Here is a 25,401-nt window from a genome sequence, read left to right on the forward strand (position 1 = left end):
CCGGAGGCAGGTTCCCGATGGCCGACGTCCAGAGCCGGTTCCGGCTCACCCACGACGACTTCGTCATGCGGAACCACCGGCTGCACGAGGTGTCGGTGCTTCCCGGCGTCGTCTTCTTCGACCTCGTCTACCGCACCGCCGTCGCGGCCGGCTGGGACCACCGCCGGCTCTGCGTACGGGACACAGTGCTCGCCGAGGCGATCGTCACCACCGACGGCTTCGACCGCGAGGTCGTGCTCACCATCGGCGAACCACAGGACGCGGGGCGTCCGTTCACCGTCCGCAGCCGCTGGCTTCGCGGTGACGACCCGGTGTCCGGCTGGCACGACAACGCTCACGGGCTGATCTGCCTCACCGACGAGCCGGTCCCGCCGCCGCTCGACCTGGCCGCGCTGCGGGCCGCCGCCGACCGGCACGACGACGTGGAGGTGCTCTACCAGCGGGCGGTACGGGAGCACATCCGCCACGGCCCGGCGATGCGCTGCCGCGGCACCCTGCACATCGGCGGCGGCGCGCTCCTGGCCGACCTGACCCGCGAGCAGCAACCGGGGGCCGCAGCCGCCGGGTTCCACCTGCACCCGGCCTCGCTGGACGCCTCGACGCTGGCCGGGTTCGGGCAGGTCGGGATGCCGACCGACGACCCGTTCGTGCCGATGTTCGTCCAGGAGTTCCGGGCACCCGAGCCGCTGCCGCCGACGTGTCATGTCCACGTGCCGCGCCCGGAACGGCTCGCGCCGTCCGGCGACGTGATCACCACCGACTACACGATCCGCGACGCGGACGGCCGGTTCCTGGCCGGCTTCACCGGCCTCACCTGCAAGCGCATCCGCGAATCCGGGCTGGTACGCCGGCTGCTCGCCGACGTGTCGGCCGACGCCGCGCCGGTCCGGCCCGCCGCCGCGCCACCGGCGACGGTGCCCGGGCAGCCCGCGGCGTCCTCGCCGGGCGCCGCGAACGGCTTCACCGACACGCTGCGCGCCGCCGTCGCGGACATGCTCGGCCGGCCGCCCGCCGAGGTGGCGACCGGCACCGGGTTCTACGACCTCGGCTTCGACTCGGTCGCGCTGCTCCGGCTCACCGAGCGGGTCGAGCAGCTCGTCGGCCGCAAGCTCTACCCGACGCTGTTGTTCGAGCACACCACCATCGACGCGCTCGCCGCGCACCTGTCCACCGGGCAGGCCCCGGCCGCGCCGGCCGTCCCTCAGTCGTCCGACGCGCCGGTGGCCGCCGCGGCTCCGGCCGCCCCCGAGTCGACGGTGCTGTCCTTCGTCGACGCCTGGGTGCCCGCGGACCCGGCGCCGCCGAGCACCGGTACCCCGGAGGCGCTCGTGGTGGGCGGCGCGCTCCCCGCCGGGCTCGCCGCCGCCCACGTGGACTCCGTCGACCGGCTCCGCGACGCCCCTGACCTGCCGCCCGCCGTCGTCCTGCTGACCGACGACCCGGCCGCCGACCTGTGGCGCGCCGCCACCGCCCTCGTCGACGCCGGACCGCGCGACCTGCTCGTCGTGCACGCCGGTGAGACCACCGCCGAGCAGGCGGCGACCGCGGCGCTGGCCCGTACCGTGACCGCCGAGATCCCCGGCCTGCGCTGCCGGTTCGTCCAGGTCGATCACGCCCGCGACCTCGCCACCGCGGTACGCGCCGAGCTGCGCGCGGGCGACGCCGAGCCGGAGGTCCGCCACGTCGGCGGCCGGCGTCTCGTGCGGCGATGGCGCGAGGTGGACCCGGCCGCCGGGGCCACGGGCGGGGAGCCGTTCCGCGACGGCGGCGTCTATCTGATCACCGGGGGATCCGGTGGTCTCGCCGCCGTCCTCGCGACGCACCTCGCGCGGCGGCACCGGGCCCGGATCGCCCTGCTGTCGCGTACCGCGCCCGCGGCGGCGCTCGTCGACCGGTGCCGCGCGGCGGGCGCCGAGGTGCACGTGGCCATCGCCGACGTCACCGACGCCGCCGCTGTGGACGCGGCGGTGACCGGTGTACGGGAGCGGTTCGGCCGGATCGACGGGGTCCTGCACTGCGCCGGCGTCACCCGGGACGGGCTGTTCTTCCGCGGCGATCCGGGCGACCTCGCCGCCGTCGCCGCCCCCAAACTCGACGGCCTGCGCCACGTCGACGCCGCCACCGCCGGTGACGCGCTCGACTTCCTGGTCGCCTTCTCCTCCGCTTCGGCCGACGTGGCCAACCCCGGTCAGGCCGCCTACGCGTACGCCAACGCGGGCCTGCGGCACGTCGAGCGGCGCGGTCGCGGCCGGACCGTCGTCATCGGCTGGCCGTACTGGGCCGAGGGCGGCATGCGCGCGCCCGCCGACGCCCTGCGCCGCTCGACCGAGCACACCGGCCAGGAGCCGATGCCCACCGACACCGCGCTGGGCGTCCTGCGCGACGTGCTGCGCGGTCCGTACGACGCGGTGCTGGTCCTGCACGGGCAGGCGGACCGGCTGCGGGAACTCGTGCCGGCCGCCGGTGCGGCTGCGGCCACCGCCGCCTCGCGCCCGGCCCTCGGAGCTGCCGCCGTCTCGCGCCCGGCTGCCGGGTCCGACGGCGGACCGGCTGTCGGTGAGCCGGCCGTGGGCGGGCCGGGCGACGACGCGGTCGCGGTGGTCGGCGTGGCCGGGCGTTACCCCGGCGCGGACGACCTGGACGCGTTCTGGCGCAACCTGGCCGGCGGCGTCGACGCGATCACCGAGGTGCCCGCCGGCCGCTGGGACCACGCGGCGCTGTTCGACCCGGAGAAGGGCACCCCCGGGCGTACGTACGGCCGGTGGGGCGGCTTCCTCGACGGCGTCGACCGCTTCGCGCCGACCTTCTTCGGGGTGTCCCGGCGCGACGCCGAGCGGATGGACCCCCAGGAACGGCTGTTCCTCACCACCTGCTGGCACGCCCTGGAGAACGCCGGACATCCGCCCGAGACCCTGCGCGGCGAGGTCGTCGGCGTCTACGCGGGCGTCATGTGGAACCACTACCAGCTCGTCGGCGGGGCCACCGACGGCGTCGCCCCGACCGCGATGCACTGCGCGATCGCCAACCGCGTCTCGCACACCTTCGACCTGACCGGGCCGAGCCTGGCCGTCGACACCGCCTGCTCGTCGTCGCTGATGGCCGTGCACCTCGCGGTCGAGAGCATCCGGCGGGGCGAGTGCACGCTCGCCCTGGCCGGCGGCGTGAACGTGACGGTGCACCCGCAGAAGTACCTCCAGCTCGCGCAGGGGCAGTGGTTGTCCACCGACGGCCGGTGCCGCGCGTTCGGCGCGGACGGCACCGGCTACGTGCCCGGCGAGGGGGTCGGCGCGGTGCTGCTCAAGCCGCTGTCGCGCGCGCTCGCCGACGGCGACCACGTGTACGGCGTCATCCGCGCGACGTCGGTGAACCACACCGGACGTACCGCCGGGGCGACAGTACCGAGCCCCGGCTCCCAGGCCGCGCTCGTCCGCGCCGCGCTGGACTCGGCCGGCTGGGCCCCCGCCACGCTGGGCTACGTCGAGGCCCACGGCACCGGCACCGCGCTCGGCGACCCGATCGAGGTCGAGGGCCTCCGGCAGGCGTTCGACGGTGCGGACCTGCCGGCCGGGGCGTGCGCGATCGGCTCGGTCAAGTCGAACATCGGGCACCTGGAGGGCGCCGCCGGGATAGCCGGCCTGACGAAGGTGCTGCTGCAACTGCGGCACCGCGCGCTCGTGCCGTCGCTGCACGCCGAGGAACTCAACCCGCACATCGACTTCGCCGCCGTGCCGCTGCGGGTCCAGCGCACGCTGGAGCCGTGGACTCCGCCGCCCGGCGTACCGCGGCGGGCCGGCGTCAGCGCGTTCGGCGCCGGGGGCACCAACGCGCACGTGCTGGTCGAGGAGTTCGCCCCCGCCGCCGCACCCGCGCCGGACGGGCCGGCGCTCGTGGTGCTCTCCGCGCCGACCGCCGAGACACTGCGGGCGTACGCGGGCGCGATGGCGGCCGGCCTGCCGGAGTCGACCGGCCCGACCGCGGCGGTGGCCGACCTTCTCGGCGTACCCGAGGAGGCGCTGGAACCGTCGGCGACCCTCGGCGATCTCGGGCTCGACCCGGCGCGGCTGGCGGACCTGGTCGGGGTGGAGGCGATCGGCCGGCTGAGCGTTGCGACGCGCCTCGACGAACTCGCCGCGGACCGGGGCGTCCGCGACATCGCCTACACGACGCAGGTGGGACGGGCGCCGCAGGCGGTCCGCATCGCCGTCGTGACGTCCGGCACCGACGCGCTGCGCAGCGCGCTGGAACGCTTCGCCCGCGGTGCGGACACCGGGGACGTGGTGACCACCGGCGCGCCCGCCACCGGCGATCCGGTGGCGGCCTTCCGGGCCGGTGACCTGCACGAGGTGGCCCGGCACTGGGTCGGCGGCGGCGCGGTCGACTGGTCCGCCTGCTACCCGGACGGGCATCCCCGCCGCGTACCGCTGCCGACCTGCCCGCTGCCGGAGGAGCCCTGCTGGATCGGCGGCTGGGACGCCGCTCGCGCCGGCTCCGCCGGCACGCTCCGCGCCGGGACCGGCGGTGGCGACGCCGTCGCGGTGGCCGCGAGCCCGCCACCGGCCGTCGACGGCGACGTGGTCGTGCCGGACGGGCCGGACCTGGAGTTCCGTGTCCTGGACCAGGGCGTCGCGCTGGTGTCGATGCGCGCGCCGATGTTCACCGACGGGCTGCTCGCGGCTTTGGGGGACACGTTCGCGGAGATCGAGCGGCGCGACGACGTACGTGCGGTGGTGATCACCGGCCACGGCTCGGTATTCAGCATGGGCGGCACTCCCGAGGCCCTGCGGGCGCTGGCCGAGGGCGAGGGCACGTTCACCGACGCCGCGCTCGTGTACGAGGGCATCCTGCGCTGCACCCGGCCGGTCGTCACCGCCGCCGCCGGGCACGCCTCCGGCGGGGGACTGGCGTTCGCCTGCTACGGCGACGTGGTCGTCCTCGGCGACACGTCGGTGTACAGCGCGAACTTCACCCGCTACGGCTTCACCCCGGGCATGGGCGCCACCTACATCCTGGAGCAACGCCTCGGCCCCGCCCTGGCCGCCGAGATGATGCTGACCGGACGGTCGATGACCGGCGCCGAGCTGAGCCGGCGCGGAGCCGGCGTGACCGTGCTGCCGCCGCAGGAAGTCGTTCCGGCCGCGCTGGACCTGGCCCGGTCCATGGCGGACAAGCCACCGGCGGTGATCCGGTCGCTCAAGAACGAACTCGCCGGCCGGATCCTCGACCGGCTGCCCGAGGTCATCGCCAGCGAGGTCCGAATGCACGGGAACGTCCTCGGCGCGGAGTCCGCCGCCCTGGTACGGGAGCACTTCACCAAGGTCGACGAGTTCCGTAGCCGGGCGACGCCGGCCGCGCAGCCGGAGCCCGGACCGGACGACGGCGCGGTGGGCGACGCGGTGACGGAGATCGTGGGCGCCCTGCTGTACCTGCGCCCGGACGAGGTGCTGCCGTCCCGCACCTTCGCCGACCTGGGACTGGACTCCATCGGCGCCGTCGAGCTGGTGCGGGACCTCAACCGCCGGTTCGGCACCGACCTGGACTCGGCAGCCGTGTACGACCACCCCACAGTGCCCGATCTCGCCCAGGCGGTGCTGCGCAACCTGGCCGAGTCCGCCTCCCTGCGCGCCCAGGCCACCGCGCCCCCGGAGCCGTCCGTCGTGGACGAACCGGTCCCGGCCAAGGTGCCCGGGCCCGCCGCACCCGCGCCCGCTGTCACCGAGGCCGCTACGCCGGCCGTCGCCGAGGTGGCCGCGCCCGCTGCGGCCGCTGTCACCGCGCCGGCTGTCGCCTCGCCGGCCGCCGCGGGCCCGCCGCCACTGGTCCTGACCGCGCCCGGCGCGGCGCCCGGGACTGCCCCGCCGTCCGGGGCCGCCCCCGCCACGGCCCCGGAGCCCCCGCCGCTGACGTTCGCCGTCCGCCCACCGCCCGCGTCGCCTTCCCACCGAGAGCCGGCACCGGCGGCGACACCGGCACCGGCGTCGTCATCCGCACCGGCCGGGACACCGGCCTCGGACGCGGCGTCGCCGGGCGCGGACCCGTCGACTGCGATCGCGGTGATCGGGATGGCCGGACGATTCCCGGGCGCCCCGGACCTCGACACGTTCTGGGACAACCTCGCCGCCGGCCGGTCCGCCATCCGGGAGGTGCCGTCCGACCGCTGGGACCTGACGGGACTCTACGACCCGGACCCGGCCGCACCCGGCCGCACCCGCAGCCGGTGGGCGGCGCTGCTGGACGACGTGGACGCGTTCGACGCCGGGCTGTTCCGCATCTCACCGCTCGAAGCCGAGGCGATGGACCCGCAGCAGCGGATCTTCCTGGAGCAGGCGTGGGCGGCACTGGAGAACGCCGGGTACGCCGGGCGGCCGATGCGGTGCGGCGTCTTCGTCGGCTGCGGCGCGGGCGACTATCCCCGGCTGCTGGAGCGGCACGGACGCAGCGACAGCAGCGAGGCGTTCCTCGGCGGGGCCAGCTCGATCCTGCCGGCCCGGATCGCGTACCTGCTCGACCTGACCGGGCCCACGATGGCGATCGACACCGCGTGCTCGTCGTCGTTGACGGCGGTGCACCTGGCCTGCGAGAGCCTGCGCTCGGGCGACTGCGACACGGCGCTGGCCGGCGGCGTCGCGGTGATGTGCACGCCGCAGATGCAGGTCTGGACCAGCCAGACGGGGATGCTGTCGCCGACCGGCCGGTGCCTGCCGTTCGACGCCGCCGCCGACGGCATCGTGCTCGGCGAGGGCGTCGGCGTGGTCGTCCTCAAGCGGCTGGACCGGGCGCTCGCCGACGGCGACCACGTCCACGGCGTCATCCTCGCCGGCGGCGTGAACGGCGACGGCCGTACCAACGGCATCACCGCGCCGAGCGCGGTCTCCCAGGTCCGTCTGCTGCGTGAGGTCCACGCCCGGGCGGGCGTCGAGGTCGGGTACGTCGAGACGCACGGCACCGGCACCGCGCTCGGCGACCCGATCGAGGTCAAGGCGCTGGCCCAGGTCGTCGGCCCGCACTGCCGGATCGGCTCGGTCAAGGCGAACATCGGTCACACCACGATGGCCGCCGGCGTGGCCGGCCTGATCAAGGTGCTGCTCAGCCTGCGGCACCGGCAGTTGCCACCGACCCCGCACGCCACCGAGGCGATCCCCGGGCTGCCGGTGGTGCGCGAACTCACCGGGTGGCACGACGACCGGCTGGTCGCCGGCGTCAGCTCGTTCGGCTTCAGCGGCACCAACTGCCATCTCGTGGTGGCCGAGGCGCCGGCCGCGACGGCGGGCACCGGCACCGGGCCGGTGGTGGTACCCGTCTCGGCCCGTACCGCGTCCGCGCTGCGCGACCTGACGGACCGGCTGGCCCGGCGCCTGCGTACCGAACCGGCCGACGTCCACGACGTCGCCGCGACCCTCGCGCGGGGCCGGGCGCACCTGGCGGTCCGGGCCGCGTTCGTCGCCGCCGACACCGCCGACCTGGTCCGGCAGCTCGCCGGCGGGCCGCCCGCGCCCGACGCGCCGGCCGACCTGGTCGCCCTCGCCGAGCGCTGGGTGGCCGGCGCGGACGTGGACTGGACGGCGATGCCGGCCGGGCGTCGCATCCCGCTGCCCACGTACCCCTTCGACCGCGACCGTTTTTGGACCGGCCGCGACCGGCGGGAGACGGCCCTCACCCCGGCCGACCCGCTGGTGGCCGACCACACGCTGCACGGCGTCCCGGTCCTGCCCGGCGCGGCGTTCCTGCACCAGGCCACCGCCGGCGGGACCGCCCGCGCCGCCGACGTGACCTGGCTGCGGCCCGTCGTGGTCACCGAGCCGGTGACGGCTGTCGTCACCCGGGACGACCGGATCACCCTCACCGTCGGGGGAACACCGCACGCCGTCGCCACCCGCCGCGCCCCCGACCCGGCACCGCCGGAGCGGGTGGACCTGCCGTCAGTCGAGGCCCGCTGCCCCGTCCGCCGTCCGGTCGACGACCTGTACGCGGGATTCGCCCGGGCCGGTCTGCGCTACGGGCCGTCCTTCCGGGTGCTGACGGAGCTGCGGCTGGGCGCCGGTGAGGCGCTCGGCATGCTCGCCACCGGCCCCGACAGCGACGTCCAGCTGCTCGACGGGGCGTTGCAGGCGGTCGCCGGGCTGGTCGATCCCGCCGACCGGATGCTCGTCCCGTTCGCCGTCGAGTCGGTCTTCGTCGCGGACCGGCTGCCGACGACCGCCCGCGTCCACGTGGTACGCCGGGACGGCGGACGGTTCGACGTGGTCCTCACCGACCTGACCGGTGACGTCCGGGCCCGGCTCGACGGTGTGACGCTGCGCCCCTACATGGCGTCCGGCGCCGCATCGGCCGAGAGCCGGCCGGTCGTGACGGCGCCGCCGGAGGACCTGCTGTACGTCCCGGCCTGGCGGCCGGCCGGTGCGCCCTCCGGCCAACCGCCTGCCGGGCGGGCCCTCGCCGTGCACGGCCCCGCCGACGCCGCGCTCGCCGCCGCCCTCGGCGCCGACGACACGCTGCCGCTCGGCGAGCTGCCCACCGGCCGGTACGACACGGTGTACGTGCTCGCCCGCACGGCCGACCCGGCCGCCCCGCCGCAGGACGACTCCGCGACGCCCGAGGCGTTCCGCCTGCTGCGCCGCCTGCTCGACCTGGGCGCGGACCGGGGACCGCTGACGCTCACATTCGTCGTGTCCGGGGTGGCCGGCCTGCCCGGCGAGCCGGTCCACCCGCACGCCGCCGGCCTGGCCGGGCTGGCGAGCGCGATCGCGGCCGAGTATCCGCAGTGGCGGGTCACCTGTGTCGACGCCGGTCCCGGCGACGTCACCCCGGCCGACGCGATCCGCCGCGAGGACGGCACCGACCGACTCGTCGCGCTGCGTGGTGACCGCCGCCTGGTCCGCCGACTGGAGCCGGTGGCCGGGCCGGCAGGCGTGGCGCCGCTGCGCGACGGCGGTGTCTACCTCGTCGTCGGCGGCACCGGCGGCATCGGGTTCGAAGTCAGCCGTCACCTCGCCCGGACCCGCCGTGCCCGGCTCGTGTGGCTCGGCCGGTCCCCGGAGGACGAGCGCATCCGGTCCCTGGTGGCGCAGATCGAGGCGCTGGGCGGACAGGCCGTCTACCTGCGTGCCGACGTCACCGACGCCGTCGCGGTCCGCCGCGCGGTGGCCGAGGCTCGACAGCGGTTCGGGCCCGTCGACGGCGCGTTCCACGCCGCGGTCGTGCTCCGTGACCGTGCCCTGTCCGCGATGGACGAGGCGGCGTTCACCGAGGTGCTGCGGCCGAAGGTCGCCGGTGTCGGTGTGCTCGCCGACGCGCTGGCCGGCGAGCCGCTGGACTTCCTCGCGCTGTTCTCCTCGGCGCTGTCGTTCGCTCCGGCCCCGGGGCAGGCCAACTACGCCGCCGCGAGCACGTTCGAGGACGCGTACGGGCTGGCGCTGCACCGCCGGGGACAACCGGTACGCGTGGTCAACTGGGGCTGGTGGGGCAGCGTCGGCGTGGTCGCCGACCCCGGGTACGCGGCCCGGTTCGCGACGCTGGGCATCGGCTCCATCGAGCCGGCCGAGGGCGTCGCGGCGCTGGAGCGGATCCTCGCCGGCCCGCACCCACAGGTGGCTGTCCTCAAGGGCACGAGGGACGGGCTCGCCGCACTCGGCGTCCACCCGTCGGCGCCCGCCGACGACGCCGTCACCGCGCTCGCGGCACCACCCTCGACGGACGGCACCGCCGCCGGGGACACCGACCCGTCGCTGGACCGGTCCAGCGCGGCCTTCCGTACCCTCGACGGGCTGGCCCGCGACCTGCTGCGCGACCGGCTCCGGGACCGTCAGGTGCCGGCCTCCGGGCCGCTGGCGGCCGCCGTCGCCGCGGCCGTGTCCGCGCCCCCGGCCGGCCTGTCCACCGCTGCCGTGCTCGCCCGGCACCCCGACCTCGCCCCGCACGTCGCGTTGCTGGCCCGGTGCGTCGACGCCCTGCCCGGCGTCCTGGACGGCCGGACCTCACCGACCGAGGTGCTCTTCCCCGGCGGCAGCACCGACCTGGTCGCCGCCGTCTACCAGGGGCAGCAGGCCGCGGACTTCTACCACCGCCTGGTGGCGGCGCAGGCCGCCGCTGCGCTCGGACGGACGGACGGCCGCCCGGGCCGGGTGCTGGAGATCGGCGCCGGCACCGGCGCGGGCTCGGCGTTCGTCCTCGACGCCTGCCCGGGCGTCCGGTACGACTTCACCGACCTGTCGACCGCGTTCCTCCGCGAGGCCGAGGACCGCTTCGGCGGACGCCATCCGGGCCTGCGGTTCGGCGTCCTCGACATCGAACGGGAACCGGCCGGGCAGGGCTTCGAGGCCGGCTCGTACGACGTCGTGCTCGCCACGAACGTGCTGCACGCCACCGCGGACGTGGTCCACAGCCTGCGCCATGCCCGATCCCTGCTGCGCCCCGGCGGTGTGCTGCTGCTCAACGAGGTCACCCGCGCCTCCGACTTCCTCACCGCGACGTTCGGCCTCCTGCCGGGCTGGTGGCGGTTCACCGACGCCCGGCGGCGGCTGCCGCACTCCCCGCTGCTGTCGCCGGCCGGGTGGCGCGCGGCGCTCGCCGAGGCGGGCCTGACCGGCCGGATCCTCGGCATGCCCGGTGTCCCCGACGACGAGCAGGAGCAGTGCGTGCTCGTGGCGACGGCCGGTGCGGCGCCGGTGGACCGGGTGCCGGCCCGCGCCGCCCGGGACTACGTCCGCGCGGTCTTCGCGGAGGTCCTCAAGTACCGCCCCGACCAGCTCGACGACGACGTCACGTTCGACAACTTCGGCGTCGACTCGCTGGTCAGCCAGCACCTCGTACGCCGGTTCTCGGCCGACCTCGGCGACCTGCCGGCCACCCTGCTGTTCGAGCACCTGACGATCGAGCAGCTCGCCGACCACCTGGCCCGGGAACGGCCGGGCCCGCTCGCCGCCACGCTCGGCGTCGCGGCGGTGGACGCCGTGCCGGCGCCGGTCCACCCGGCGGAACCGGAGCGACCGGCCGTCCCGGCGTTCCCGGCCGCCCCGGCCGCCCCGGTCACCTCGGTCACCTCGGTCACCTCGGCCTCCGCCGCCCGGGGCGACGCGGACGCGATAGCTGTCGTCGGCCTGTCCGGCCGCTATCCGGGCGCGCCGGACCTGGAGCGGTTCTGGCAGAACCTGGTCACCGGCACCACCTCGATCACGGAGGTGCCGCCGGAGCGGTGGGACTGGCGCGAGCACTTCGACCCGCGCCGCGGCCGGCCGGGGCACACGTACAGCCGGTGGGCCGGGTTCCTCACCGACGTCGACCGGTTCGACCCCGGCTTCTTCGGCATCCTGCCGAAGGACGCGGCCGCGATGGACCCGCAGGAGCGGCTGTTCCTGGAGACCGTCTGGCTGATGCTGGAGGACGCGGGCGCCCTCGGCGGAGCCCTGCCGCGCGACACCGGCGTCTTCGTCGGCACCATGTACGGCTCGTACGGCCGCATCGCCGCCGCGCAGGGCTGGCCGGAGGGCCGCTACACCGACGGGCACTCGGCGTACTGGTCGATCGCCAACCGGGTGTCGTACACGCTCGACCTGACCGGACCGAGCTTCGCCGTCGACTCGGCCTGCTCCTCCTCGCTGACGGCGGTCCACCTGGCCTGTGAGAGCCTGCGCCGCGGGGAGTGCTCGGCGGCCGTCGCCGGTGGCGTCAACCTGGTCCTGCACCCGGCGCACCTGATCGCGCTGTCGTCGATGACCATGTTGTCGGCCGACGGCGCCTGCAAGGTGTTCGACGAGCGCGCCGACGGGTTCGTGCCCGGCGAGGGCGTCGGCGCGGTACTGCTCAAACCCCTGTCCGCGGCCCTGCGCGACGGCGACCGGATCTGGGGCGTCATCGAGGGCGGCTTCGTCAACGCGGGCGGCCGGACCGCCGGCTACACCGTCCCCAACCCCACCGCGCAGGCCGACCTGGTGGTCCGGGCGCTCGCCGCGGCCGGGGTGACACCCGGCGACGTCGGCTATCTGGAGGCGCACGGCACCGGCACGGCTCTCGGCGACCCGATCGAGATCGCCGGTCTCGGCCGGGCGCTCGGTAACGCGCTGCCGGACGGCCGGCGGATCCCGGTCGGCTCGGTCAAGGCCAACATCGGTCACCTCGAAGGCGCCGCCGGCATCGCCGGCCTGACGAAGGTGCTGCTGCAACTCGCGCACGGCACGATCGCGCCCTGCGCGAACCTGTCCACTGTCAACTCCCGCATCGACCTGTCCGGGTCGTTCCTGCTGCCGACGAGCGCACAGCCGTGGACCGCGCCCCGGCGCGCCGGGGTCAGCTCGTTCGGGGCGGGCGGCGCGAACGCGCACCTCGTGGTCCGGGAGCATCCCGCGCCGCCGCCCGCGCCCGTCCAGCCGGGGCCGCACGTCGTGGTGCTGTCGGCGCGGACCCCGGAGCAGCTGCGGACGCTCACGGCCGACCTGGCCGACCTGGTCGAGCGGACGCGCCCGCGCCTCGACCAGCTCGCGTACAGCACCCAGGTCGGGCGGGCGGAGTTCGACAACCGGCTCGCCGTCGTCGTGTCCGACATCGACGAGCTGGTCCGCCGGCTGCGAGCCGGCGAGGTCATTACCGGAACCGCCGGCACCGATCCGCTGTTCGACGGCGACGGCGGCGCCGAGATCGCCGCCGACCTGCTGCGCCGCGGCCGGCTCGACCAGTCGGCGAAGCTGTGGGTACGCGGCGTCCCGGTCGACTGGGCGGGCCGCTGGCCGGTACGGCCGGGACGGGTGCCGCTGCCGCCGTACCCGTTCGACAGGCAGCGGCTGTGGCTGCCCGAGCCGACCGGTACCGCACGGCCACCGGCGCCGCCGTCCGTACCGGAGGGTGACCGGACCGCCGACGGCCGGGCCGCCGCGCTGCCGGGCCTGGCGGTGCCGGAGGCGACGGTGCCGGAGACCGCCGCGCCCGAGGCGGCGGTGCGGGAGACCGTCGTGCCCGAGGCGGCGGTGCCGCAGATCGTCGTGCCGGGGAGCGTCGTGCCGGACGTGGCGGCGCGGGAGACCGGCGTGCCCGAGAGCGACCCGTGCGTGTACCTGCGGCCGCAGTGGCGGGCCGAGCCGCCGCCGGAGGGTGGGCGGCCGCCGGCCCGCATCCGGGTGATCGGCGAGGGCCCGACGTTCGGCGGCCGCCACGACCAGGCCGACCCGGACGTGATCGTGGTGCACCTGCCGGCCCGTGCCGGCGGGCTCGCCGACGAGGTGCGCGAGAGCCTGCACACCGTCCTGCGGGCCGCCGTCGAGGTGCTCACCCCGGATCCGGCCGCGTCGCTGCGGATCGTCGTCGGCTGCCCGGACGAGCGGCCTGCCTACACCGCCGTGACGGCGGCGCTGCGCACGCTCGCGCTGGAGCACAGCGGCTTCTCCGGGGCGGTGGTCCGGGGTGGGGTGACCGCCGAGGCGGACCTGTGGCACGTCTCCGGGCCGCCGGAGCAGCGGGTCGACGACATCTGCTGGACCGGCGGCGTCCGTGAGGTACGCCGGATGGTGCCGTTCCGGCCCGGCCCGGCCGTCCGGCGCACCGGCGGCGTGTACGTCGTGGTCGGCGGCACCGGCGCCGTCGGCCGGCACCTCGCCGCACACCTCGCCGCGACCCGTACGCCCTCGGCGGTGGTGCTGGTCGGCCGGACCGCGCCGGCCGACGACGCCTTCGCGTTCGTCCGCGCGGACGTGACTGTCGAGTCCGACGTGCGCAGCGCCGTGGCCGAGATCCGCCGCCGCTACGGGCGCATCGACGGGGTGATTCACGCCGCGGGCGTGCACGACGACGCCCGCGCCCTGACGAAGCCGGCGACCGCCGTCGACGCGGTGCTGGCCCCGAAGGTGTTCGGCCTGCGGCACCTGGTGGACGCGCTCGGCACGGAACCGCTGGAGTTCCTCGCGCTGTGCTCGTCGATCGCCGGACGCACCGGCAACCTCGGGCAGGTCGACTACGCGTACGCCAACGCGTTCCTGGACGAGTTCGCCGCAGGCCGGCCCGGCACGGTGTCCGTCTGCTGGCCGCTGTGGGCCGACGGTGGGATGGCCGTCGACGACGCCACCCGCCGGTTGTTCGCGCGGCGCTGGGGGAGTGCCCCGCTGCCGACGGCCGACGCGGTACGGGCGTTCGACCGCGTCGTGTCGGGCACCGAGCCGGTGGTGGCGGTGCAGCGCCCGGTGGACGTCGCGCCGGAGGCCCCGGCCGGTGTTCCGGACCCGGAGCTGGACCTGGACGCGGAGCTGCGTGCGCTCGCCGCCGGGTTCCTGCTCGTCGAACCGGACGAGGTCGACCCGGACATCCAACTGCTCGACCTGGGCTTCGACTCCATCTCGCTGACCGGGCTGGTGAACGAGACGAACGAGCGCTTCGGCGTCGACCTGCTGCCCACAGTCCTCTACGAGCACCCCACGCTCGCCGCCTTCGGCGCGTACCTGCGCACCGTACTCCCGGCCCGGCCGGCCCCGGCCACCGTGGACGCCGGGCTCACGGCGGCCCGGCCCGCGGCGGAGGCCGCCGAGCCCTCGGCGGACCTGCCGGCCGACGCGGTCGCCGTGGTGGGAATGGCCGGGGTACTGCCCGGCTCGCCGGACCTCGACGCCTTCTGGCGGCACCTCGCCGCCGGCGACGACCTCGTCCGCGCGGTCCCGGCCGACCGCACCGACCTGCTCGGCGACCCGGCCACCGCCGGTGTCCGCGCCGGTTTCCTCGACGACGTACGCTCGTTCGACGCCGACCTGTTCGGCATCGCGCCGCGCGAGGCCGCGCTGATGGACCCGCAGCAGCGGTTGTTCCTCCAGACCGCCTGGCAGGCCGTCGCCGACGCGGGATACCGGCCGGAGGACCTCGCCGGCACCGACACCGGGATCTTCGTCGGCGTGTCCGCCTGCGACTACGACGACCTGCTCCGCGCGCACGACGTGCCGGTCGAGGCCCACACCGCCAGCGGCCTCGCCGACTGCATCCTGGCCAACCGGGTCTCCTACCTGCTGGACCTGCGCGGCCCCAGCGAGGCCGTCGACACCGCCTGCTCCAGCTCGCTCGTCGCGGTGCACCGCGCGGTACGGGCGTTGCTGGCCGGGGAGTGCGCCACGGCGCTCGCCGGTGGGGTGAACGTGCTGCTGAGCCCCGGCCTGTTCGTGGCGTTCCAGTCCTCGGGCATGCTCAGCGCCGACGGCCGGTGCAAGACGTTCGACGCCTCCGCCGACGGATACGGCCGCGGCGAGGGCTGCGGCGTCGTGCTGCTCAAACCGCTGCGCGCGGCGGTCGCCGACGGGGACCAGGTGATCGCCGTCATCCGGGGCAGCGCGGTGAACCACGCCGGCCGCGGGCCGTCGCTGACCGCCCCGAACCCGCAGGCGCAGGCGCAGGTCGTCAGCCGGGCGTACCGGGCCGGCGGCGTCGACCCGGCGAGCGTCAGCTACATCGAGGCCCACGGCACCGGCACCCGGCTCGGCGACCCGATCGAGATCGAAGGGCTGAAGAAGGCGTTCGAGGGCGTGGACGCCACGATCGCGGTCGGGACGGTGAAGACGAACATCGGCCACCTGGAGGCCGCGGCCGGCATCGCCGGGCTGCTCAAGGTGCTGCTGAGCCTGCGGCACGAACGGCTGCCGCGCACGCTGCACCAGCATCGGCGCAACCCGTACCTGCGGCTGGACGGCACCCCGTTCACAGTGCTGGACCACGACGTGCCGTGGACCGGCGACCGGGTCGCCGGGGTCAGCTCGTTCGGTTTCGGCGGCACCAACGCCCACGTGGTCGTGCAGTCGCCGCCGCCGCTGCCGGCGTCCCCGGCGTCGGGCCCCTGGCGCCTGGTGCTGTCCGCGTCCGGCCCCGCGGCGCTGGCGGAGTACCGGCGCCGGGTCGCGGACCACCTCGCGGAGAGCACCGACATGGCCCGTGCCACGTACACGCTCCAGGTGGGACGGGAGGCCCTGGCCCACCGGTTCGCCGCGGTGGTCGCCGACGCCGCCGAGGCGGTGGCGGTGCTGCGCGGCGAGGCGCCGCCCCGCCTCGACGCGGAGACCGAGACCTGGCTGGCCGGCGGCGACGTCGACTGGGCGGCGACCTGGGACCACCGGCCGGCCCGGATCTCCGTCCCCGCCCCGCCGCTGGACGCCCGGCCTTTCTGGTTCGACGAGGGACCGGCCCGCGCCGCCGCACCCTCCCGGCCCGCCCCGGCCGAGCTGCCCGCCCCGCGTGTTCCGGCGGAGCCGCCCGCCCCGGTCCGGCGCACCGCCGCCGACCGGATCGTGCTGCGTGATCCGTCGGCGTTGCGCAGGAACGGCGCGGGCCGGCGCACGGCCGCCGACGCGGGAGCGGTGAACGGCGGACCCGCGTCGAACGGCGCGGCCCCGGTGGGCGTGCTCGCCCGCCCGGCCCGACCGGCCACCCACCCGGCCGGAGCCGGTTCCGCCGCTGCCGCGCCACCCGCTGCCGCGCCACCCGCTGCCGCGCTACCCGCTGCCGCGCCACCCGCCGCCGCGCTACCGGCCGCCCCCGAGCGGCCGAGCCCCGTCGAACCGCACGCCCCCGTCGACCAGCCGGGCCGCGCCGAACGGCCGGCCGCCGCCGTCGCCCAGGGGCCGGCGCCCGCGGAGGTGGCCGAGGCGGTACGGGACTGTGTGGCGCGGGTGCTCGGCGCCGACCGTACGGAGATCACCGCCGACCGGGCGTTCGCCGACCTCGGCCTCGACTCGATCTTCCGGATGGAGCTGGCCCGGCTGGTGGTGGCGACGTTCGACGTGGAGATCACCGCCGCCGACCTGTACGAGCACGACACGGTCGAGGCGGTGGCGGCGCTCGTGGCCGCCGGTACGCAGGCATCACGCCCGGTCACACCGGCCGGAGACGGCGTCGAGGAGATCGTGACCGGGGTGCTGGAGCGTGCCGTCGAGCCCGGCCGGACGTTCGCCGACAGCGGCCTCACCTCGTTCGACATGCTGCGGGTCGTCGGCGCCCTGGAACAGCGCTACGGCGCGCTGCCTAAGACCCTGCTGTTCGACCACCCCACGATGCCCGACCTCACCGCGTTCCTGGCCGGGCGGTCCGCCGGGACCGGCGTCCGGACCGAGACGGGCACCGGTCCACGGGCCACCGGCCGGACGATCGAGAGCGGCGCCGAGGTCGACGGCGAGCCGGTAGTCGTCCGCAAGCGGACCCTGCCCGGCCGCCCGGCGCTGCGTGACCTCCTGGCCGACCTCGACCGCCGCCACGCCAAGGAGGGCGGGCTGGCCGGACGGGACATCGCACCGTACGCGTTCGTCGACTCGGCGCGGGCCGGCTACGTCAACTTCTCGGTCCGCGGCGACGACGTGTTCGCCTGGAGCTTCGTCGGGCACCACGACCACTTCCACGACCTCGTCGCGGAGTGGATCGCGTGGGCACGGCGCAACGGCCTGCGGCCCAACTTCCTGTCCCTGGCCCACCTGACCGAGGTCGCCGGGGAACCGGTCACCGCGACCCCGTTCGGGGCGGTGCAGCGCCTGACGGACCTGGCCTCGTTCACCGTACGGGGCGGCCGGATGCAGCGCCTGCGCAGCCTCCTGCACCGGTTCGAGCGGGCCGGTGACTGCCGGATCGAGGAGTATCAGGCCGGCGCGTCGCCGGAGACCGACCGGCAGATCGTCGGTCTGATCGACTCCTGGGGTCGCCGCAAGCAGATGGTGAACCCGTACGTCGGCGTGGTCCGGGAGGAGATCGGCGGCGGCACGCTCGACCCCCGGCACCGGGTCTTCCTCACCCGTGTGGACGACGTTCTCGTCAACGCGGTCATCGTCACCCGGATCCCGTCCGAGCGGGGATACCTGCTCGATCTGGAGTTCTACGCCGACGAGATGCCCGCCGGTGGCCTGGAGTGGGCGATCGTCCGGATCATCGAGGTGACCGCCGCCGAGGGCTGCACGTCGTTCAGCTTCGGGGCGAGCTTCGGCGTCGCCATCACCGAGTCGCCGAACGCCGACCCGGCGGTGGCGGACGCGCTGGCGGAGCTGCACTCGGTGGGCGTCTTCGGGCCGGGCAACTTCCAGTTCAAGAACAAGTTCCGGCCCGAGAACACGCCGATCTACCTGTGCCAGCCGGCGACCGGCGACCGTACGTCGGTCACCGACATCATCCTGATGATCGCCAATCCAGACCTCGTGGACGGCGCCCCCGCCGATCCCGCGCCGCTGAACGCCGCACCGCCGCCGCACGCCATCGTGCCGCCGGACGCCGCCGTGCCGTCGCACAACGCCGCGCCGCCGGAGGACGCGGGCCCGCCGCCGGACCCGGCGCTGCGGCCGGGACGTACGGATCTGCTGGCCGCGCACGGGTACAACGCGCTCGCCCTGCCGACCGAGCTGGTCCCCTTCGACCTGCTCACCGACTCCTGGGCGGAGCGGGCGGACGGCTTCGTCGCCGCCCGGACGCGGCTGCTCGCCGAACGGTCCGGCCCGCCGGAGCTCACCGCGCACGACTGGCTGCCCATGCCCGAGGTGGTGCCGACCCGGTCCGGGCGGACGGCCGAGGAACTGCTGTGCCGCTGCCACCCCGGCCCGCGCGGCGTCGTGCTGCACGCGGCGGCCTTCCCGACCTGGCTGTCGACGCTCGCCGACCTCGGCTACGAACCGGTCGCCGTTGGGGTGGGCCGGCTCGACCCGGAGACGATCGAGGCGTTCGCGGCGGAGCTGACCCGCCGGCCCGCCGGGTCGGTGTCGTTCGTGGTGGCGGAGGCGGCCAACAACGCCGCCGGTGGCGTACCCGTCGAACCCGACGCCCTCCGGGAGCTGCGCCGCGTCACCGCCGCGCACGGGGTGCCGCTCGTCCTGGACGCCAGCCGCGTCGTCGACAACGCCGTCGCGCTCGCCGGCCCCGGCGGGGATCCCTGGGCGGTGGTGCGGGACCTGCTCGCCGTCGCCGACACGGCGACGCTCAGCCTGTCCAAGGACTTCGGCGTCACAGCGGGCGGCCTGGTCGCCACCCGCGACCCGGAACTGGCGGCGCGGCTGCGCGAGCACGTGGCGCGGCGCGGCTCCGAGGTGGACCGGGCCACCCGGATGACGCTGCGGGCCGCCCTCGCGGACCGCCGGGGCGTCACGGAACTGGTCCGGCGGCGCGTCGCCGCGGTCGCGGTGCTCCGCGACGGCCTGCGGGCGGCCGGCCTGCCGGTCGTGGACGTCGACGGCGCCCACTGTGTCCTGCTCGACCTCGCCCGGATGCCCGGCCTGGCCGGTCAGGAGCACCCCACGATGTCCGGGCTGGCCTGGCTCTACGCCGGCGCCGGAGTCCGGGGCGCGCCGCACCTGGCGATCGGAGGGCCGCTCGCCGGCACCGTCCGGCTGGCAGTGCCGGTCGGCTTCGGGCCCGACGACGCCGAGGCGGTGGTGGCCGCCGTCGCCGCGCTCGCCGCCGCACCGGGAGAGATGCCCGAACTGGTCACCGGCGGGGTCCGCACGGCCGGGGAGGCGGCCCGGGCGGTCTACCAGCCCGCCGACCGGGTGCCCGAGGACGTCCGGCAGGCGCTGCGCGACCAGGCGCCGGCCGACGACAACGGCAGCGTGCTGCGGGAACACCAGCCGGCCGTACGCCGACGGGTGGTGCCGGTGGCCGGCGCCCAGGTGGAGGTCTTCACCGCCGGCGACGGCCCGCCGCTGCTGCTCGCGCACCCGTTCAACATCGGCGCGGGCGTCTTCGCGCGCCAGTTCGAGGCGCTGGCCGGGCGGTACCAGGTGATCAGCGTCCACCACCCCGGCGTCGGGGCGAGCACCGCCTCGGCCGACCTCACCCTGGACGGGATCGCCGCCCTCGAACTGCGGGTGCTGCGGGAGATCGGGGTCGACGGCCCGGTCCACGTCGCAGGCGCGTCGTTCGGCGGCCTGGTCGCGCTCACGTTCGCCCTGAATCATCCGGAGGACACCGCCTCGCTGATCCTGCTCGGCAGCTCCTACAAGATCGGCAACCGGGTCGGTGAGATCAACCGGCTGGCCGTCGTGGCCGCCCAGGACCTCGACCGCACGATCGAGGGGTCCGGCGCGGACCGGCTGCGGCACGAGCGGGCCGCCGTGGAGGCGCTGCTGCTGCGCTGCGAGAGCATGGACCCCCAGACCGGGCTGCGTTACCTCGACGTGTTCGCGGCCCGGCCGGACCTCCGCGACCGGCTGGGCGAGCTGGACCTGCCGGCGCTCGTGGTGCAGGGCCGGCACGACACAGTCATCCCGTCGGAGACGGCGCGGCTGCTGCACCAGGGCATCAGGGGCGCCCGCTACGAGGAGATCGCCGACGCCGGCCACTTCCCGTATCTGACCAGCCCTCGGGAGTGCAACCGGATCCTGACCGACTTCCTGCGCGGCGCCGGAGGGGAGGGGTCGTGACCGTCCTGACTCCCGAGCTGGAACTGCTCGGTCCCGACGCGACGACCCGTACGACTGTGGTGCGGCCCGGCATGTGCGGGCCGGGGTCGCTGTTCGTCGGCCAGGTCGGCGACTGGACCTGGGACACCGTCAGCGCGCTCTGCGACACCAACGTCTACACCGCCCGCGACGCCGACGGGATGCCGACCTACCTGGCGTTCCACTACATCCACCTGCGCGGCGGCGCGGACCTGCACGTGCGCGGCATGACCTTCGGCGACGTGCTGCGGGTGGACTCGCGGTCCTTCGCCTCCGGCAGCGAGTCGGTGCTGACGCTGCACGAGATCCGGCGCGGCGACCGGCCGGGACGCGTCGTCGACCCGGACGAGTTCTACGCCCACCCCGACCCGGGATGCCTGTACGCGCAGAACTTCAACCGCTGGGTGGTGCGCGGCCCGTCCGGCGGCAACGGCGACCTGCGCAGCGCGTCCCCACCGGGGTTCCGGCACGGGCACCTGCCCGTGCTGCCCGCGCGGCACTCGCCCCGGCGCGCGTACGCCGAACTGCGCGCCCTCGGCGCCGAGCCCGACCCGTCCGACCCGCTGGACCGGCTGGCGCTGGACTACCCGGTCGATCCGAGCCGCGACCTCAACGGGGTGGGACTGCTCTACTTCGCGTCCTACTTCTCCATCGTGGACTGGGCGTCGCTGCGGCTGTGGCGGCACCGCGGCGGCACCGACGCCGGCTTCCTCCGGCGGATCGTGCTGGATCAGCGGATGAGCTACCTCGGCAACGCCGACGTGGGCGCGGTGCTGCGGGTGCGGGTGTCCCGGCGGCCGGGCGGCGACGTGCCCGGCGCCGACGAGACGGTCCGGGTGGTGCTCGCCGACCGCGACACCGGACGGCCGCTCGCGGTGGCCCTTTCGCAGACCCGGACGGAGGGAACGACGTGAGCCCCAGCGACGAAGCGGTCCGGCGGGTGGTCCACGAGGTGATCGCCGAGATCCTGCCGGCGGTCCCCGGCGACCGGATCCCGGGGGACGCGCACCTGCGCGACCTGGGCGCCGACTCGATCGACCGGGTCGAGATCATCCTGGCCCTCCGTGAGCGGCTCGGCGTCGACGAGCCCCTCGGCAGCTTCAGCGACCTGCCCGACATCGACCACCTGGTCGCGTACCTCTGCGAGGTGACGGCATGAACGTGGGCATCGAGGCCCTGAACGTGTACTGCGGGGTGGCCTCCGTCGCGGTGCCGGTCCTGTTCGAGGGGCGCGGTCTGGACGCGGCCCGCCTCGGCAACCTGATGATGACCGCGAAGTCGGTCGCGCTGCCGTTCGAGGATCCGGTCACGCATGCGGTGAACGCCGCCAAGCCGATCCTCGACGCGATGGACGAGGCCGACCGCGACCGGATCGAACTGCTGGTGACCTCCAGCGAGTCCGGCCTGGACCTGAGCAAGTCGATCGCCTCGTACGTGCACCGGCACCTCGGGCTGAGCCGCCGCTGCCGGATGCTGGAGGTGAAACAGGCCTGCTACGCCGCGACCGGGGCGCTCCAGCTCGCCTGCGGCTACCTCGCCGCCGGCCTGTCACCGGGCGCCAAGGCGCTGGTGATCGCGACGGACGTGTCACTGGTGAACGAGAACGCCTCGTACACCGAGCCGGCGATGGGCACCGGCGCCGCCGCGGTGCTGCTCGGCGACGACCCGCGGGTGCTCGACGTGGACCTCGGGGCGTTCGGGACGCACAGCTACGAGACGTTCGACTCGGCCCGGCCGGGCCCGACGTTCGACGTCGCCGACGCCGACCGCTCGCTGTTCGCCTACCTGGACTGCCTGACGAACGCCTACGCGCACTACGCGGAGAAGGTGGCGGACGTCGACTTCGCCACCACGTTCGCCGGGCTGGCCATGCACACGCCGTTCGCGGGCATCGTCCGCGCGGCGCACCGCAAGCTCGCCCGCGAGCACCGGCTGCCCGACGCCGACGCGGACTTCGCCCGCCGGGTCGCGCCCGGCCTGGAGTACCCGCGGCTGGTCGGCAACCTCTGCTCCGGCTCGGTCTACCTGGCCCTGGCCAGCCTGATCGACCACCTGCGGCCCGACGACCCGGTACGCGTCGGGATGTACTCGTACGGCTCGGGCTGCGCCGCCGAGTTCTACAGCGGCCTGGTCGACGGCCGGTCCACCGCCGAGGTCGGCCGGATGCGCATCGGCGAGCACCTCGCCGGCCGGTGCGAGCTGACGTTCGACGAGTACAAGCGGATCCTCGCCGACAACGCCGACTGCCTGGTGCCGGTGGCGGACAAGCGGATCGACCCGGGGCGGTACGCCGAGGTGCTGGACCGGGTGGCCGGTGCGCGCACACTGCTCGCCTGCACCGGCGTCCGCGCCTACCACCGCAGCTACGAGTGGATCGGAGCAGGCGCGTGACGCCGGGGCGGGATCTGGCCGCCGCGCTGCTGGCGGCGGGTCCGCTGCTGCGGGTGCTGCCGCCACCGGTACGGGTGCGGTGCGCCGACCCGGCCACCGCGGCCGCGCTGGCCCGGCTGTGCGACCGGCTGGACGTGCCGGCACCGACGCCGGTGACCGACGCCGCCGACCTCGGCCCCTTCGAGCGGGTGGTGAGCGACCTGCTGGACCTCGACGCGAACCCGGCACCGCCGCCGGCGGACGAGCCGCGCGTGGTCGCCGAGGCGCGCGAACAGGACTTCACCTGCCGCTTCCGGCGCACCGACGTGCGTACCGGCGACGGGGTGGTGCTGCCCACGTACGCCGCCGGCGACCCGGACCGGCCGCCGGTGCTGATGGTGTCCGCGTGCGGGATGCCCGCCCGGCTCGCCGAGGGCTGGGCCGGCCGGCTGTCCCGCGACTTCCACGTGCTCGTCCCCGAGACGCGGGGCCTGTTCGCGGACGTGGACGGATTCTCCGCCGACACCGGCGTGGTGGCCCAGGCCGACGACCTCCTCGCGGTGCTGGACCGGTTCGGGCTGCGCCGCGCGCACCTGATCGGCCTGTGCGGCGGCGCGGTGCTCGCGGTCGTCGCGGCCGCGCGGGCGCCGGAGCGGGTGTCGTCGCTGAGCCTCTGGCACGGCGACTTCGACCTCGGCGACGAGAGCCCGAAAACCGACCACCAGCAGAACCTGCAGGCCCTGATGGCGATGGCCGCCCGCAGCCCGCAGCAGGCCGCGGCGGTGCACGCGGTGCTCACCAACACCATGCTCGGCGTCGCCCCGCCACGGCTGGCGCACCTGGTCACGTACCCGTACGCGACGCCGGAGCTGCTGCGCCGGTACTGCCGGCTCAACGGCGCGATCATGGGCACGGACCTGCGCCCGTACCTCGCCGGGCTGACCACGCGCACGCTCGTCGTCACCAGCGAGGACGACCACACGGCGCACCCCGCCGGGTCGCGGGCCGTGGCCGCCCGGATCGCCGGGTCCGTCCTGCACGTCGCCGAGCACGGCGACCACCTGTCGCTGTTCCACGCCGAGGAGAGCCTCGTCGACCTCGCCGCGCGATTCGTCGCCGGCGACGACGCCCTCGGCACACGATCTCCCGCCGAAGCCGGCCGGCGGGTGCCCCCCGTCCCGACGAGAGGTGGAGAGGAGGTGTTCCCATGACCAAGGAGACCGCGCCCAAGAAGTCGCTCCCGGTGCGCAAGCTGGAGTCCATCAAGGCCAGCACCGTCGCCCCGTGCGCGCCCGCGCTGAACTGAACCCGGTGACACGGGGGCGGGGGTCCGGCTGCCGGACCCCCGCCCCTGCGCCCAGTCCCGCACCGTCAGAGGAGAGGTCCCACAGTGACCGAGTTCGCCCTCGACGCACCGGTCCTGGTCCGGCCGTACACCGCCCGCAGAGACGGTGACTTCGCCGTGATCGGTGACGACAGTCGTCAGGTCTACCTGTCCATCCCGGCCGAGGGCCTCGACCTGCTGGAGTGGCTGCGCGACGGCGCCACAGTCGGTGAGGCCGTCCGCCGCTTCGAGGCGACGCACGAGGCGTCACCGGACGCCGACGCGTTCCTCCAGGCGCTGGCCGACGAGGGGTTCCTCGCCCCGGCCGGCGCGCACGACCCGCCACCGGACGCCGAACCGGCCCGGCCGCCACGCCCCGGACACCTGGAGTGGCTGTCCCCGCAGGCCGCGCGGCGCCTGCTGAGCCGGCCCGTGCTCGCCGTCTGCGGAGTGGTCGTCGGAGTCGCGGTCGCGATGGCCGTCGACCGGCCCGGGCTGGTGCCCGGGCCGTCCAGCCTCATGTTCCACTCCCACTTCTGGGCCTACCTGCTGGTCGTCCTGGGCATCGCGGTGATCGGCGTGTGGCTGCACGAGCTGGCCCACGTCGTGGGGGCGCGCGCCGCCGGCACGTCGGCCCGCATGACTGTCGGCAACCAGATGTACGCCATCGTCGCGCAGACCGACCTGTCCGGTATGTGGATGGCGTCCAAGCGGGAACGTTTCGTCGCGGTGCTGGTCGGGCCGCTCGTCGACGTGATCGGCGCGGCGCTGCTGTTCATCACGCTGTGGCTGAACGACGTCGGCGTCCTCGGCCTGCCGGAGCCGGTACGGCTGGTGGTGGCCGGCGTGCTGTTCACCTCGTTCATCCGGCTGCTCTGGCAGACGTTCCTGTTCCTGCGTACCGACTTCTACTACCTGATCACGACGGCGCTGGACACCCGGAGCCTGATGGCCGACACCGGCGCCTACCTGCGCAACCTCGTCCGGCGGGTGCTGCGCCGCCGGCTCATCGACCAGTCCGGGGTGGGGCGCGGCGAGATGCGCACCATCCGGATCTACGCGGTCGTCTGGGTGCTGGGCCGCGTCGTGGCCCTGGCCGTCCTGTTCACCGCGACGATCCCACTGCTGTGGTTCTACCTGGTCCGGGTCGTCGGCTTCTTCCGCGGTGACGAGATGACCGGCCAGTTCACCTGGGCGGACGTCCTCGCGCTGGCGATGCTGTCGTTCCTGCTCGACGGCGGCGGCACCCTGATGTGGCTGCGGTCGCTGCGACGCTCCAGCCGGCTGCGCCGCCGCGCGCCGGACCGCGTCCTGGTGGAGTAGGCCCCCACGGACGACGACTCCGCCCGCACGCCG

At 75.6% G+C, this 25,401-nt stretch carries 6 protein-coding genes; all 6 read left to right on the top strand.

The features are described 5' to 3' along the window. Nucleotides 1-17: 17 nt before the first annotated feature. Complete coding sequence (locus tag IF06_RS0100590) at nucleotides 18-20,333, top strand: SDR family NAD(P)-dependent oxidoreductase (protein ID WP_030268223.1); 20,316 nt, start codon at nucleotides 18-20, stop codon at nucleotides 20,331-20,333. Continuing rightward, the gene (locus IF06_RS0100595; RefSeq protein ID WP_030268226.1) at nucleotides 20,330-21,265 is read left to right on the top strand and encodes an LnmK family bifunctional acyltransferase/decarboxylase; all 936 of its coding nucleotides are present in this window, start codon (nucleotides 20,330-20,332) and stop codon (nucleotides 21,263-21,265) included. Before IF06_RS0100590 ends, IF06_RS0100595 begins: the two co-directional genes overlap by 4 nt. Beyond that, on the top strand, nucleotides 21,262-21,510 hold the full coding sequence (locus tag IF06_RS0100600; protein ID WP_013287041.1) for an acyl carrier protein: 249 nt from the start codon (nucleotides 21,262-21,264) through the stop codon (nucleotides 21,508-21,510). Before IF06_RS0100595 ends, IF06_RS0100600 begins: the two co-directional genes overlap by 4 nt. Further along, entirely contained in the window at nucleotides 21,507-22,742 is a 1,236-nt protein-coding gene (locus tag IF06_RS0100605; RefSeq protein ID WP_013287040.1) for a hydroxymethylglutaryl-CoA synthase family protein, read from the top strand. The genes IF06_RS0100600 and IF06_RS0100605 overlap by 4 nt, the downstream gene beginning before the upstream one ends. After that, complete coding sequence (locus IF06_RS0100610; RefSeq protein WP_013287039.1) at nucleotides 22,739-23,932, top strand: alpha/beta fold hydrolase; 1,194 nt, start codon at nucleotides 22,739-22,741, stop codon at nucleotides 23,930-23,932. The genes IF06_RS0100605 and IF06_RS0100610 overlap by 4 nt, the downstream gene beginning before the upstream one ends. A 179-nt stretch (nucleotides 23,933-24,111) precedes the next feature. After that, complete coding sequence (locus tag IF06_RS0100620) at nucleotides 24,112-25,368, top strand: hypothetical protein (protein ID WP_030268228.1); 1,257 nt, start codon at nucleotides 24,112-24,114, stop codon at nucleotides 25,366-25,368. The last annotated feature ends 33 nt before the right edge of the window (nucleotides 25,369-25,401 follow it).

Origin of the sequence: Micromonospora globosa (assembly GCF_000717585.1) — a bacterium.
In the GTDB taxonomy this organism is placed as follows: domain Bacteria; phylum Actinomycetota; class Actinomycetes; order Mycobacteriales; family Micromonosporaceae; genus Micromonospora; species Micromonospora aurantiaca.